The organism is Microcoleus sp. MON1_C1 (genome assembly GCF_036701945.1).
In the GTDB taxonomy this organism is placed as follows: Bacteria; Cyanobacteriota; Cyanobacteriia; order Cyanobacteriales; family Microcoleaceae; genus Microcoleus.
On record NZ_JAUBRO010000061.1, the window covers coordinates 21,636 to 35,089 of the forward strand.

The 13,454-nt window shown below is 46.8% G+C and carries 11 protein-coding genes, 1 tRNA gene and 1 pseudogene; 7 read left to right on the plus strand and 6 right to left on the minus strand.

Features of this window, described 5'->3' with window-relative positions; all coding sequences use genetic code 11:
• Positions 1 to 5 precede the first annotated feature (5 nt).
• On the minus strand, positions 6 to 1,259 hold the full coding sequence (locus QUA62_RS25300) for an S-layer homology domain-containing protein (protein ID WP_333407515.1): 1,254 nt from the start codon (positions 1,257 to 1,259) through the stop codon (positions 6 to 8).
• 346 nt (positions 1,260 to 1,605) lie between these two features.
• On the opposite strand from QUA62_RS25300, the gene QUA62_RS25305 reads away from it, so the two are divergent.
• Positions 1,606 to 3,084, plus strand: coding sequence for an amidase (locus QUA62_RS25305; protein WP_333407516.1), 1,479 nt, complete (start codon positions 1,606 to 1,608; stop codon positions 3,082 to 3,084).
• 199 nt (positions 3,085 to 3,283) lie between these two features.
• Positions 3,284 to 4,885: a hypothetical protein gene (locus QUA62_RS25310; protein WP_333407517.1), complete on the plus strand. Its 1,602-nt coding sequence runs from the start codon at positions 3,284 to 3,286 to the stop codon at positions 4,883 to 4,885.
• 164 nt (positions 4,886 to 5,049) lie between these two features.
• On the opposite strand, the gene QUA62_RS25315 is transcribed toward QUA62_RS25310, so the two are convergent.
• The gene (locus tag QUA62_RS25315) at positions 5,050 to 5,742 is read right to left on the minus strand and encodes a GDSL-type esterase/lipase family protein (RefSeq protein WP_333407518.1); all 693 of its coding nucleotides are present in this window, start codon (positions 5,740 to 5,742) and stop codon (positions 5,050 to 5,052) included.
• 80 nt (positions 5,743 to 5,822) lie between these two features.
• Here QUA62_RS25315 and QUA62_RS25320 point away from each other — a divergent pair, with 80 nt between their 5' ends.
• The 4 genes from QUA62_RS25320 (at position 5,823) to QUA62_RS25335 (ending at position 7,567) form a co-directional block, all read left to right on the plus strand.
• Complete coding sequence (locus tag QUA62_RS25320; protein WP_006633772.1) at positions 5,823 to 6,053, plus strand: DNA-directed RNA polymerase subunit omega; 231 nt, start codon at positions 5,823 to 5,825, stop codon at positions 6,051 to 6,053.
• Between the two features lie 248 nt (positions 6,054 to 6,301).
• Entirely contained in the window at positions 6,302 to 6,946 is a 645-nt protein-coding gene (locus QUA62_RS25325; RefSeq protein WP_333407519.1) for a hypothetical protein, read from the plus strand.
• Between the two features lie 141 nt (positions 6,947 to 7,087).
• Entirely contained in the window at positions 7,088 to 7,456 is a 369-nt protein-coding gene (locus tag QUA62_RS25330; protein WP_190661105.1) for a DUF1818 family protein, read from the plus strand.
• A 37-nt stretch (positions 7,457 to 7,493) separates the two neighbouring features.
• Positions 7,494 to 7,567: transfer RNA gene (locus QUA62_RS25335), tRNA-Pro, on the plus strand.
• A gap of 679 nt (positions 7,568 to 8,246) precedes the next feature.
• Here QUA62_RS25335 and QUA62_RS25340 read toward each other — a convergent pair.
• From QUA62_RS25340 to QUA62_RS25350, 3 genes are all read right to left on the minus strand, one after another.
• Positions 8,247 to 8,387, minus strand: a complete 141-nt coding sequence (locus QUA62_RS25340) for a hypothetical protein (protein ID WP_333407520.1) — start codon at positions 8,385 to 8,387, stop codon at positions 8,247 to 8,249.
• 212 nt (positions 8,388 to 8,599) lie between these two features.
• A complete protein-coding gene (locus tag QUA62_RS25345) occupies positions 8,600 to 8,938 on the minus strand; it encodes a hypothetical protein (protein ID WP_333407521.1) in 339 nt (112 codons plus the stop codon).
• Positions 8,939 to 9,552: 614 nt separating this feature from the next.
• Complete coding sequence (locus QUA62_RS25350; protein ID WP_333407522.1) at positions 9,553 to 10,470, minus strand: phytanoyl-CoA dioxygenase family protein; 918 nt, start codon at positions 10,468 to 10,470, stop codon at positions 9,553 to 9,555.
• A 223-nt stretch (positions 10,471 to 10,693) separates the two neighbouring features.
• On the opposite strand from QUA62_RS25350, the pseudogene QUA62_RS25355 reads away from it, so the two are divergent.
• Positions 10,694 to 10,801: pseudogene (locus QUA62_RS25355) on the plus strand (IS1 family transposase); the annotation flags it as partial.
• A 243-nt stretch (positions 10,802 to 11,044) separates the two neighbouring features.
• On the opposite strand, the gene katG reads toward QUA62_RS25355, so the two are convergent.
• On the minus strand, positions 11,045 to 13,255 hold the full coding sequence (gene katG, locus QUA62_RS25360) for a catalase/peroxidase HPI (protein WP_333407523.1): 2,211 nt from the start codon (positions 13,253 to 13,255) through the stop codon (positions 11,045 to 11,047).
• Positions 13,256 to 13,454 lie beyond the last annotated feature (199 nt).

Below are 13,454 nucleotides of genomic sequence, written 5' to 3' on the forward strand. Positions count from 1 at the left end.
CGGCTCTATCGAGCGCTACAAATGTCTGTGCTGGCAGTACCAACTACCAAATCGGAATTCAAAAGCAAATCTAAATCGGTGTCGGGATTAACAGCATACAAATCGACTTTATCTCGACCCAAAAACACTCCGATCAAAGTCCCGATTCCCGCACCGCCGAGCACCTCTTCAGTCGCGATCGCCCGATCGCCCGTAACACCTGCGATGGCCGCCGCTGCTGCTGCACCCAACGCCGTATTCTTAACCAGATTACCAACATTAACGCCCTTGGTAACAGTTTCTTTCTTAGTAATCACTTGCGAAGTGGCATTGAGAGGCACTCTGCTGGCGTTGATTATACTTAATTCTTGAGCCACAAACTGAACGCCCGAAGCAGTCGATCGCAATTCGCCGCTAATTTTCGAGCCTTCGGGTATCAGCACTTGGCCATTATCCCCCGTGATATCCGCAGCTACAGTCAGCGTCATTGGAGACTTGTCATTGGGGCCGAGCAAAATCTTGCCTTTTGTGTACTCAATTGGGATAGTCACCCCACTGGGAATTTTCACAGCAACAGATTCGCTAACATCAATCTTAGCAATGTAAGGAGAATTAATTGCTCTTGCTTGATTGGTACTCACTAATGTTTGATAGATAAAAGCCGCTACTTCAGCCCGCGTTGCTGACTTGTTCGGTTTGAGAGATTTAGGACTGGGATAGCTGACAACCAACTGTTTTTCAGTAGCAGCAGCAACACTTTTAACAGCATAACTTTGAATCTCACCCGCATCATTATAGTAGCTGAGAACATCTTGAAAATCGCACTTAGGCTCATAGCCCATGCCGTTATTCAAAGCGACTACAACTTGAACGCGAGGAATCTGCTGTGTCGGCCTGAAAACATTGCCGGGATAGCCAGACATCCATCCCATTTCGTAAGCTTCGGCGATCGCCCCGCTTGCCCAAAAATTAGACGGAACATCGGCAAACCTTACAGCAGCGCGGGTTTTTGCCTTTTTCACAGAACGGATCATTGCCGCAAATTCAGCCCGCGTTACCGGTGCATCCGGGCGAAAACTGCCATCGGGAAATCCTTTGATAATTCCTCTTTCTGACAAATCTTGAATAAAGTCTTTTGCCCAGTAGTTATTATTAACATCCGAAAAAGCTGTCTGAGCAAAAGAAGGCGCGGGAGCTAGCATCGGCGCTGCGGTTCCGGCAACGGTTCCCAAGGTTAATAAAACAGATGTAGCGGATTTGATGCGATGTAATACAGACATTTTTTGATTCTCCAATTTACACAATTTTTTTATTGAGGAGAACTAAGCTTTTGATAGGCTGATTGATTCCTCTCCAACTTGCTCTTTCCCTCAGTTATGTAATCATTATTGAAAAATTTTACTTCTGGTGCGGGGAAGATACGGTCTTTTAAAATAAATATTTTTATTCTGAGTGTGGAATTTTAAAATGCTTAAATTCCTTAAAATCCTTATGTTGCTTATCTCCCTTATCTACCTTGTGTCTGCAATTAACAGGATTTAGGGACAAAGCCGTTTGATATTAGTTAACTATATTATCTAAAAGTGAATATAATTGACTCGATCGAGAAATACCTGTTTGTTGCTTATGAGTAGCCTGACGTTTGCCTCTGCCCATCAGCTAGCGCGAATGATTCGCGATCGCGAAGTCTCTGCCGTCGAAGTTCTCGACGCTTACCTTACTCAAATCGCAAAGCACAACTCGAAACTAAACGCCATTTGTACGCTGGATGAAGACAATGCCCGTACTAGAGCAAGACTTGCCGATGAAGCCCTAGCCAGAGGAGAAAACTGGGGTGCTTTACATGGGGTTCCCATCACGATTAAAGACATTTTTGAAACAGCCGGACTCCGCACCACAGCAGGCTATATTCCCCTCAAAGATTATGTGCCTCAACAGGATGCAACTGCTGTTGCGAGATTGCGGGCAGCAGGTGCCGTCATCATGGGAAAAACCAACATGGCGGAACTGGCTGCCGATTATCAAAGCACAAATTCTCTGTTTCCACGGGTGAATAATCCTTGGCATCTTGACTACACACCTGGTGGCAGTTCTGGAGGGAGTGCCGCGGCTGTCGCAGCAGGACTTTCACCCTTAGATTTGGGGAACGATTTCGGGGGTTCGGTGCGTCAGCCTGCTCATTTCTGCGGCATATATGGTTTAAAGCCGACAGATCGCCGTATTTCTACAGCAGGGCAGATTCCTGAAGTGCCGGGAATGCCACTGTCTATTCGGCAAATGATGACCGTTGGGTGTTTTGCTCGATCGCTCGAAGACATCCGGCTATGTTTTTCGTTAATTGCAGGCGCGGATCTGCGACGCCCTGATGTCCCACCGATTCCGTTCGATCGACCCTCTGGCAAGCCTTTGCAGCATCTCAAAATCGCTTGGACTGCTGAATGGGCCGAAGTTCCCGTTGCTTCTGAAATTCGAGCAGCTATGGAGTCGATCGTGCAAACACTCTCTCACGCAGGTGTCCAAACCGAACGCTGGCTTCCCAAAGACTTTGACCTTTCCCAAATATTGAATCTCTACGGACGGATCTCAATGTACCTCACTATCTACTCTCAACCGCAGGATAGATATAACGTGCGTCGCAGTTTAGAGTTAATCTTCCGCACCGCCACCCAAGGCGACAAGGAACTCCGAAAATTGGGAGATTTCAGCAGATTCCTACCTGAGATATTGAATCCAAGTTTGAAAGGATATTTCGAGGCACTCACACAGCGCGATCGTTTCACTGCCCATATAGATGAGGCATTAGAGCCTTGGGATGTATGGCTTTGTCCCGTTGCTGCAACCGCTGCGTTTACCCATTGTCCCGCTTGGAGTGCCGTTGACGTTAATGGCAGATCCTATCCTTATGCAGTGGCAAACGGGGCTTACACCATGCCTTCTAATCTTAGCGGACATCCTGCGGTGGTAATTCCAATTGGACAAACTCAAAATGGTTTACCGATTGGAATGCAAATTGTTGGTAAGCGGTGGTGCGAAATGGAGTTGTTGGCGATCGCAGGAGCGATCGACAAAGTGGTTGGTAGCTTGCAACACCCACCTGGTTATTGAATAGTCGATCGGCACAAAAAACCCGCTCGTGACGCACGATTTTTGGATGGTGCGTCATGCGTAAGCCCTGTCTCTGTAATTAACAGGATTTACGGACCAATCCGTTTGAGAATAACTGCCAGTTCTATTGATATTAGCTAACACACATGGGAATATTAGATATAGACGACATATATCGCATCAACTCTAGAAGCACAATATGAGCGCAGACGAACATATCCTGCAATTACCGCATATAAGTTTAAACAGCAGAACACTACTTCCCGAAGAATCGGGAATATATTACGTTGTAGATGAAAAATCCATAATTTGGTACATCGGAAAAGCAAAGAATCTGCGTACCCGGTGGACAGGTGATAGTCACCACAGACTATATCAACTACAAAAGCAACGAAAAAAACTGTTTACTATCTACTACGAATTATTGCCTGAATCGCTACTTGATATTATAGAGCAGGAGCGGATTGAGCAGTACAGCCCGCAGTTGAATGGAACTAAAGTCAAGGCTAAGAAATTAGACTCCACAGAGAAATTATTACGGGAAACGTTATTTAGCATAGCCCCTTACAGTTTTGTATTAGGTGTAGAATCCCCCAGAAAAGAAGACCTTAAATTTATCGAAAATTCTATCTATCGGCAAAATAATTGGAGAGTAAAAAAGGCTGTTTTGCCTCTGAGTGTAATACACATTTGCCTAAATCTAAGTGAATTAGGCTACAACTGGAACTCAGAAATGCGTTTCCTGAGAAGGATTTTTAGAAAGCGCAGTAATTATTATAATAATTGGGAATTTGCTTATACTTATAAAGGTAAACCCATTTATGAATTAGCCGTGAGAAGATTGTTGGTTAATGGGTTCGTTATAGAAGTATATGGAATCGATCGAGAAGCATTACAATACATTCAAGGGTACGATTTGACTCAAGTGGCAAATGTAGAGGTTAGGGCTGTTGATGAAGCTTCTTTAGCCATCCTAAAAAATAAGTGTTTGCTTGGGATTGGAGGGATATCTTTGGCTAAAGATAACCAAGATGACCTATATGAGAGACTTTCCCGCAAGGCTATAGAACGAATATATCCTTATAAACAAGATTTGGTTAAATTACTTTTTAATGAAGAGATAGATTTTAGTAAAAAGCAAGTATTACCAACCAACACAACAACTGTCCGGGATAGTAATACAGGTATGCTTGTAAGGTTAGCTAATCTTGCTAATAAGAAGCAATATCTCGTGGCATTGTTAACGGAACGTGGTATTGACTTAAATCGTTATGAGGTAAATAAGTATTTAGAGTGCATACCAAAAGATGATAATTACATAGACAGTAGTAGAGATAAAAGAATGATGATATTTGTTAAGCCATTCTTTTGCGATTTAAAAGAACCAATAGGAAAGACAGATGTCAAGTCTGGAGTTTTTCCTATAAGCAACAGCATATACGGTGCAAAAGGGAGGACAACTCAAGGTTCTCAGCATAAAATTTACAAAGAAGTTTATTTGCAAACCACAGTAGATAGAGTGTTTTGGTTGCTGCTAGAAGCCTACTTCTCTGACTTTGCTAAAGTAAAGCTCAACGAAGAAGAAGGATATATAGAAAAAGTGTATGTATCGCCGAGAAGATTTATCACACCCGCTACAGTAACTGTCACTTTAAATGGAAAATGGAAAGCAGATATTCCGTTTGGTTCTAAAGATAATATGTCGTACAAGACAAGTGTAGAGACGATCGCCAGTCTCTTACAGGCAAGCGGAATACCTAAGCTGAAGTTCTCATTCACAGTAGAGTCTATACGCACATAACTGTTTGTAAAAGAAAGAGTTGTGGTAGGCTGCGTCAGGTTTGACATTCTCAATCACCACGGAAAGTAGGATTATGACGAACAGTTTGTTCCCTGGCTCGTCAGTTGTGAGATTGTTAGTTTGTAACGAAAATAATGCGCTGATGACGCACCCTACTTCATTGTCTAATGACTAATAGCCGCTAGCGGTTCCCAACTCGTTGCATCTTCAAATAAAGATTGATACCCCGCTGCATTGGGATGTAGCCCGTCTGCAATCAGGCGCGATCGCCACCAATCACTGCCCCGATTTATCCATTTATCAAAAATATCTAAATAGGGAATTCCCCGCAACTGACAAGCTAATTTGGTTGCTTCCTTATACCGATATTGGTCAGCATGACTGTAATACAAACAATCTTGAAAAGGCATTTTACTTTCATCCACCGGCACCATCCCGACAAATATCACCGGACAAAGTTGTTTGGAAGTGTCTAATAAATTATCCAAAACAGTTTTAAAATGTTCAAACTCAGTGTAGCTGCGCCCGGTAGGCGACTGCACTCTCGCCGAATCGTTGAGGCCGACGGAAAGAATAATCGCATCCGGGACGCGGTTTCTGAGTTCGCCCCGGTGGCGAAACTCGTTTTCCAGGCGCTGGGAGACTTGATAGGTGCGATCGCCCCGAACGCCCAAATTGTATAAAACGTGTCCTGCACTCTCCGGTAACATCCACTGGCGCCGCAATCTTTCCACCCAGCCACCGCCTACACCATCGCCGAAACCGTAGATTAAGCTGTCACCGAAAGCAACCAATTTGAGGGGATGAGAATTTCCCCGATGCAAATGACCAAAGGAATAGGCTGTTGCTACCTGCATAAGCAATGATACTCAGTTAATAAATTATGAATCTTGACATACTAGACTAGAATGTAACATTACATAAAGTAGGGAGTCTCATGGCTAAGCGTCCAACTTTCGATTCAACTCAGCTAACCCGTCGGGCGGAAGAGTTGATTAACGGTGCATCCAACCGCTATCGGATTACGGTGCAGGTGGCGAACCGCGCAAAACGCCGTCGCTATGAAGATTTTGACAATATGGACGACCATCAAATGAAACCTGTAATGCGGGCGATATTTGAGATGTCGGACGAACTGACTCAGCCGGAAATTATCGGAGACATCTAGACTTCGGGAGTTTTGGGTTTTGAGTGGTGAATTGCGAGCAATTTTTTTAAACTCCACACTCAAAACTTTCTCAAACTAGACTGGCGGGCGTGGGCGAGAAACCCGGTTTCTTCTTAGCTGTCTCGTTGACAAACTTCTGATTTTCCTAAACCGGGTTTCTTTTCCTAAGTCCTAAAATTAGAAACTAGGACATCTGCTTGAGGGTAAGTTTATGAAATTATTCTATTTTTGAAATTATTGTCAAAACCGTGAATAGATTAAAGCAGGGCTTAAGTTTTCTGTTCGTTACTTTGAGTGTGGCGATTTTCACGCTTTTGAGTTGGGTATTGGAATCCGGGGAACTGAGTCTGTCGGCTTTGGAACCTTCGCTGCTGCGGAGTTCTGAGTCGGCCTCAGTGCAGCGGGTGGCTCAACAATCTGCGTCACCGCAAGTGAGGGTGCAAGATGCGTGGAAATTGGTGTACGAAAAATTGCCGGATTTCCCGATCGAAAATAACTACCTTTCTCAAGAAACTGGAAAAGTCGATCCTACCAATACTTTAGTCGGGCGGTTGATTCGATATCACGTATTTGTCAAAGGAAGGCCGCCCAATTACCGCTTTGATTGGAAGTTGAGTTTAGCTGACTATTTGGGGGCGACTCCCGATTATTTGGTAGAAAGCGTGTATCCGGGAAAAGACGTTTTGCGCTCAAATCCAATGGAACAGGATCGTGCGGCTATTCAACGGTTAAATAGAGCACAGCGCGATGCTTTGGTTCAAGCTTTGGTTGATGTTTTTACGGAGAATTCCGGGGGTGGGCGCACACCGGTGGAGGAAAAACCACAAGGGCGATCGAATTCGCCGGAGATACCGCAGCCGCAGCCGGGAGATGCGAAGTTGCTGGCACCTTAATACTCATGGATACAGAAACCGAGTTTTTTACGGAAATATTGCTGTTGAGCCTTTAACACAGGTAAAAAACCCGTTTTCTTTCGTATTGATGGGTAAGCCGTACTAATCTAAAATCCAAAATCTAAAATCTAAAATTTCTTAATGGTGGAACGTGTAATTAAAACGGGTGTTGGGTGGCGTTTGGGATGGAACCCGGAGGCGGAGGAGTTTAAGGGTTTGGTGGCTGGCGACGGTTGGGCGATCGAACTCACAGAGGCTGAGTTAAACGATTTTTGCCGATTGTTGGGGCAATTAGCAGGCACAATGAGTCAAATAGCCTCTGAGTTAATGGACGAGGAAAAAATCGCCATTGAAGCCGAAAGCGACTTGCTGTGGGTGCAGGTCGAAGGCTATCCCGAAGCTTACAGCGTGCAATTGATCTTGAATGCTGGCAGGAGGTGCGAGGGTTTTTGGCCCACGGCTGCGGTTCCGACTTTGGTGCAGGCTGCAAAAGTTTTAAAAGTTTTTTGACTTTTTCGGGAATTCTATGCTAAGCTATTAAAGCTGTCGGGGCGTAGCGCAGCTTGGTAGCGCACTACTTTGGGGTAGTAGGGGTCGTGGGTTCAAATCCCGCCGCTCCGATAGATGGAATCCTTATACACTAAGGATTCCATTATTTTTGGTAAATAAATCGTTCCTTACCCATTCTCAATAAGGGGTGACAGAATATGTCATACTCTGACAAAAAGTGGGATAAAATTGGGATATGCCAAAATGCTCTGTGAAGGTCAAGATTTTTAAGGATCGGCTTCGTTTAGTTTAGTCATGGCAAGGAAAACGATTTTGGTTGTACATCGGTCTGCCGGATACGATCGCCAACCGTAAAGCTGCTTCGATGCAAGCCAGCCAAATTGAACTCGACAGGGCTACATCTGAGACATTTCATAAGCGAAAAATTAAGGCAGATTGAATAAGTAAATTATAACCAATATTCCTGACTATGCAGGACTACCTACACAATGGAAGACTGTAATGGATATAAGGAAATCCGATTTAAAGGAAACAAAGTAAAATTTGCCGAAAACATTATACCTACCCTTGATGCTTCGTGCTTTGAGGTTTTCCGCCCGATGTTTGACTTTATTCAAGCACATTGTTAAGCATCTGTCGCTTCTAACGCAGACATATAAGTAAATTGGGCGTTGCTGAGCGGGGCGTGATTCTGCAAAATTCCAAATGAGTTTTCATAGCTTTCAGCTATCGGGTTCCTATCTTGAGTCAACAACGCTATAGATATTTACTTTGAGCCATATGCACAAAATTAAACTATGCGATCGTCTGCTGTCGCAAAACTACTAAGATTGTCACGTAAACGTTGATGAATGCGATCGCTCCAAAACGGCACAACAGGCAAACCTTGATTAATCGTTTCCAACGCCAAACCACTCTCAAAACTTACCAAACATCGTCACTTTAAATCCAATAACAGCATAAACCGTTTCATCTGCCCTTCTAACACAGACGGCTGAAACAGCCACGACTCAGTAGCTTTAAGATTTTCCAGTATTTCCTGACATACTTTAAAACTCAAACCCATAGACAGCATAATATTCCATCACAGTCAGCGCCAACAAGTCCGTTGGCGAATAATAGACATTTCGACCTCACACCGAATCATCCACCCACCCGCAACGGACGCAATCCCAATGCACCGGGTGTTTCGTACTTGGAATAAGTCATTTCACATTGAGGACATCGATCGGTAAACAGTGAATGGGTATCCAGCAGCTTCAATTGTTCTTCTCGCGTCCACCGCTGCCTCGGTTGCAGGATGAGTTCGCCGTTGTAGTAGCTCGCACCTTCTGGTTCCCACAGTTCATCCGATGCGGCGTCGGGGTCTTCTCGAAAGTCGGAGCAAGTATCGGCGTTGGGGCCTGCGGGATGGACTGCACAGACGAGGTGTAGGTTGTGCGCGTAGAGGAGACAGCGCTCGCACTCGGGGAGGTTGGGCATGGGGGGCGCGTTGGGGTTTTGGTCTGGGTTTTTGGTTCGGTTTTAGTTTCCCTCAGAAACGACAAGGGCGACGATCGAGAAGCGCAGAACAATCGAGCGATCGCGGAACCATGATTGCGGTCTTCGAGATCTCACAGCACCTCTCCTCTGATTGTTTGCAGCCTAGGTTCCCAGCATCCCGTACCTGCAAAGTGAAAAAATTCAAATGCTTCAAATTGGCAGACGAGTTGATCGTGTTTTAGTAGGCAGTTCTAAAACTTTCCTCTATCTACAGGAGTAAGTTGAAGGAGAGTATACGATCGCGAAATCAGATTTCAAACTGTGAATCTCGCAGTCACACTTCAGTCTCCAAGCATTGGTCGTACCTGCAATTCTCGTGAAGTTCCAATGAGAACCTGCAATGATTAGCCTTTATTTGATTGCAACCTGTAGCTGATGTCGCATAGCGGTCTAACGGTCGGGTTCAGGGGCGGCAGAGAACTTGAAACGAAGCAGAAAGCGTTTCGGTCTATCCGCTGCATTTGAACCCATATTCTGCCCTTTGAACTCACAGTCGATAATTTTTGATTTTTGCTTCTACCTTCGACGACAAGACTCAATACTAAAGTCTTCTTCTAGCAAATCTGACCTTGCTTAGCTGCAGTAGAGTGACCAATAGGGTTACTGCCAACCCACCTTTCATCCACTGGTTCCGAGGCCAATTGATAACGGCTGTCCGAGGAGAGTCGAATAGAAGGAGAATGGTTATCCAAACTGGCATGAATGGTAAACATACCAAAAATCAGAACATCTCCAGCCTCGAATTCGGAACTCAACCAACGTCCTCCGTATTTACAGCGCAAAGAAACCGGGTTTTTGGATAAGGCTCCATCCCACGATTTTTGATTGGAGGCATACAAAGAAGCCGTTTTTCTGTTGGCACAATAGCGATCGACATCTTTACATCCATAGGTATTTTTAATAGTCTCTAGATGATGAGAATTTTCCAAAATCATTAACCCGCCTGATTCCCAAGGAATATCGCCTAAGGGAGTCCAAGCCGTGTAAAGCTTGTCAGTTCCCCGTCCCATATAAACAATGTCACAATGAGCGTAAGTTCCTTTTCCTGGGGCGACGGCTCTAAGCCAGGTGTAATCGTAATGCCGGACTTGACCGCCTAAAAACATTCCAAAAAATTCCATCATCGGTCCCGAATAAAGCAGTGTTTTCAGTGTTGAACTCCTGCTTGCTAAATCGGGACGGAAATGTATGTTTAATCCCGGTTTAGCGATGCAATCTAGAACAGGGCTTGAGAGTTCCAAGCTTCCCTCAGCAGCTAAAAAAGCTGCAATTTCCTGACGAGCTTGCCAAACCTCTTGAGAGTTAAGAAAGGCTTTTAAGTATAAGTAACCGTCTTGTTGCATCCTCCGTCGCAATTGCTCTGGCTGTCCGAGTACATCGGAGGAATTCCTTAGATAACCAAAAGCCTCCTCACGGCAATCTAGTTCATAACCTAGGGAACTTAGGGCTGTTTTTGCTTGTCTAATTAGCATCGTGGCTACCCGTTTAAGCCGGGACAGTAGAAACTTCAGTATTCAACAGATGTGCTGGATAATACCTTTACCTTCGGTGGATTATCCCTCGTATCTGCTGGATAACACCCTAATTTTAAGGGATTAAACAGAAACTTTGCAGGTTAAGTCCGGGTTCTTGGGTGTTATCTGTCACTTGTGCTGAATATTATCTCCTATATCGATCTTATCCAGCATTAACCTAATGTCACATCTCGTAAGAAAGACTTTCTCATTTTCTAAAAAGTTAGAAAACCATATTGCTGCTATTTGGTATTTTGTCCATCATTACAACTCGACTTTGAGGCAATAAATATTCAATCACTACATATTTACTACTACCCCGATACCATTGGCACATCTTACAACGTGACTAATATCCGGTTCATGTTTCTAAACAGCTTTGCCATCAGGGCCTAAAGCCCAGAGCGGTGTTTCAAGACAAGTTGAAACGCCGCTCTCATTTTTGTCTCTAGCTTCTACCCGCATTTAGGATTGCCGCGGGTTAACGTAGCCTCGATCTCCGCTCATGGCCGACGATCGGTTGAAGTTACGCCTAGAAACTCCTCGCAGAGGTTTTCGCTAAGACTGTGCGAAGGTCATAGCGATCGAGGTTCATCACCTTGTCCCACGCCGCAACAAAGTCATTGACAAACTTCTGCTGCGAGTCCACACATCCGTAGACTTCTGCCAGGGCGCGGAGCTGAGAGTTTGAGCCGAAGATCAGGTCAACACGGGTAGCAGTCCACTTCAGGTCGCCTGTTTTGCGATCGCTCCCCTCGAACTCATACTCATCTTCAGAGGTCGCCTTCCACGTCGTACCCAGGTCGAGCAGGTTCACGAAGAAGTCATTGGTCAACGTCTCTGGCCCATCGGTGAAGACGCCGTGTTTAGAGCCTCCAAAGTTTGCACCCAGAACGCGCAAGCCGCCCACGAGAGCCGTCATCTGAGGGGCTGACAGGGACAGCAACTGCGCCCGATCGACCAGCAGCTCTTCGAGCGATTCGCTATGTTTGCCGCTAGTGTAGTTGCGGAACCCGTCCGCAGTCGGCTCAAGCACGGCGAAGGACTCGACATCCGTTTTCTCTTGCAGCGCATCCGTGCGTCCCGGCTTGAAGGGAACCGTCACATCGTGACCGGCATTTTTCGCCGCTTGCTCAATGCCCGCGCATCCGCCCAGAACGATCAGGTCAGCGAGCGAAACCCGCTTGCCACCAGACTGCGAGCTGTTGAACTCCTGTTGAATTCCCTCCAGGGTTTGCAGCACTGTTGCCAACTGCTCTGGCTGGTTGACTTCCCAATCCTTCTGCGGCGCGAGACGAATGCGCCCCCCGTTCGCTCCACCGCGCATATCAGAGCAGCGGAACGTTGACGCCGACGCCCAAGCAGTCGAAACGAGTTGGGAGACAGACAGTCCCGAAGTAAGAATCTTGGCTTTGAGGGCAGCGATGTCCTGCTCATCAATCAACTCATGATCGACTGCGGGAATGGGATCTTGCCACAAGAACTCTTCCTGGGGAACCTCCGGGCCGAGATAGCGCGAGCGGGGACCCATGTCGCGGTGCGTCAGCTTGAACCACGCCTTGGCGAACTGAAGAGCGAACTCATCCGGGTTGTCGTGGTAACGCTTCGCAATCTGGTTGTAGATGGGGTCCATCTTCATCGCCATGTCCGCCGTGGTCATCATGGGGGCGTGCCGTTTCGACGGATCATGCGCGTCGGGTACCGTACCCGCACCAGCGTCGCCCTTGGGCTTCCATTGCCACGCGCCAGCGGGGCTTTTCGTCAGCTCCCAGTCATATTTGAACAGGGTTTCGAGATAGCTGTTGTCCCACTGCGTCGGAGTGGGAGTCCATGCGCCTTCGATACCGCTGGTGATCGCATCGACGCCGACACCCGTGTTAAAGGCGTTCTTCCAGCCGAGGCCCTGATCGATGATGGTGGCACCCGCAGGATCAGCCCCTACGTGCGTCGCCTCGCCCGCACCGTGACATTTGCCGAACGTGTGCCCACCGGCGGTGAGCGCGACTGTCTCCTCGTCGTTCATCGCCATCCGACCAAAGGTTTCGCGAATATCGCGCCCTGAGCCGACCGGATCGGGTTCGCCGTCTGGCCCTTCCGGGTTCACGTAGATCAGTCCCATCTGAACGGCGGCGAGAGGATTTAGGAGCACGCGATCTTCTTCGTAACGCTCATTGCCGAGCCAAGCTTTCTCAGAACCCCAGTAGATGTCTTCTTCTGGCTGCCAGACATCCACGCGCCCGCCGGCAAAACCCAACGTCTTGAAACCCATCGACTCAAGCGCGCAGTTGCCAGCGAAGATCATGAGGTCTGCCCACGAGATTTTCTTGCCGTATTTCTGCTTGATTGGCCAAAGCAACATGCGCGCCTTGTCGAGGTTGGCATTGTCTGGCCAACTGTTGAGCGGCTCAAACCGCTGGCTACCGGAACCCGCGCCGCCGCGACCGTCGCCAATACGATATGTGCCGGCACTGTGCCAAGCCATCCGGATGAAGAGCGGCCCATAGTGCCCGTAGTCGGCTGGCCACCAGTCCTGGGAGGTGGTCATCAGCTCGTAGATATCTGCCCTCAAGGCAGCTAAGTCAAGACTCTTGAACTCCTGAGCGTAGTTGAATTCCTCACCCATAGGATTGGCCTGGGGGGTGTGCTGGTGGAGGATCCTCAGATTCAAATAATGCGGCCACCAGTCTCGGGTTGACGGCCTATGACGAGGCTGAGATTTCTGACCGCCGCCCGTAATGGGCATCCACTGCCGTTGCTCATAGTATTTTCCTATCGAGGTGTGTGGGTAGGTTTTTTGATGTACTGCGGGTATTGCCAACAAATAGCATTATGGTAATTACTGGGATAATCGATGAGCAAATAATCTAATACCAATTTTACATGAAGTTGCATAGAATAAAGATACTGTTTAGAGGTGATAAGTTATGGCACGTCAACTGATT

Bases quoted from the DNA above. Each gene is read 5' to 3' on its own strand.
- QUA62_RS25320 (WP_006633772.1), top strand. From the start codon at position 5,823: ATGGCTAAGCGTCCAACTTTCGATTCAACTCAGCTAACCCGTCGGGCG.
- QUA62_RS25330 (WP_190661105.1), top strand. From the start codon at position 7,088: ATGGTGGAACGTGTAATTAAAACGGGTGTTGGGTGGCGTTTGGGATGG.
- QUA62_RS25315 (WP_333407518.1), bottom strand. From the start codon at position 5,742: ATGCAGGTAGCAACAGCCTATTCCTTTGGTCATTTGCATCGGGGAAAT.
- QUA62_RS25345 (WP_333407521.1), bottom strand. From the start codon at position 8,938: ATGCCCAACCTCCCCGAGTGCGAGCGCTGTCTCCTCTACGCGCACAAC.
- QUA62_RS25310 (WP_333407517.1), top strand. From the start codon at position 3,284: ATGAGCGCAGACGAACATATCCTGCAATTACCGCATATAAGTTTAAAC.
- katG (WP_333407523.1), bottom strand. From the start codon at position 13,255: ATGCCCATTACGGGCGGCGGTCAGAAATCTCAGCCTCGTCATAGGCCG.
- QUA62_RS25300 (WP_333407515.1), bottom strand. From the start codon at position 1,259: ATGTCTGTATTACATCGCATCAAATCCGCTACATCTGTTTTATTAACC.
- QUA62_RS25350 (WP_333407522.1), bottom strand. From the start codon at position 10,470: ATGCTAATTAGACAAGCAAAAACAGCCCTAAGTTCCCTAGGTTATGAA.
- QUA62_RS25305 (WP_333407516.1), top strand. From the start codon at position 1,606: ATGAGTAGCCTGACGTTTGCCTCTGCCCATCAGCTAGCGCGAATGATT.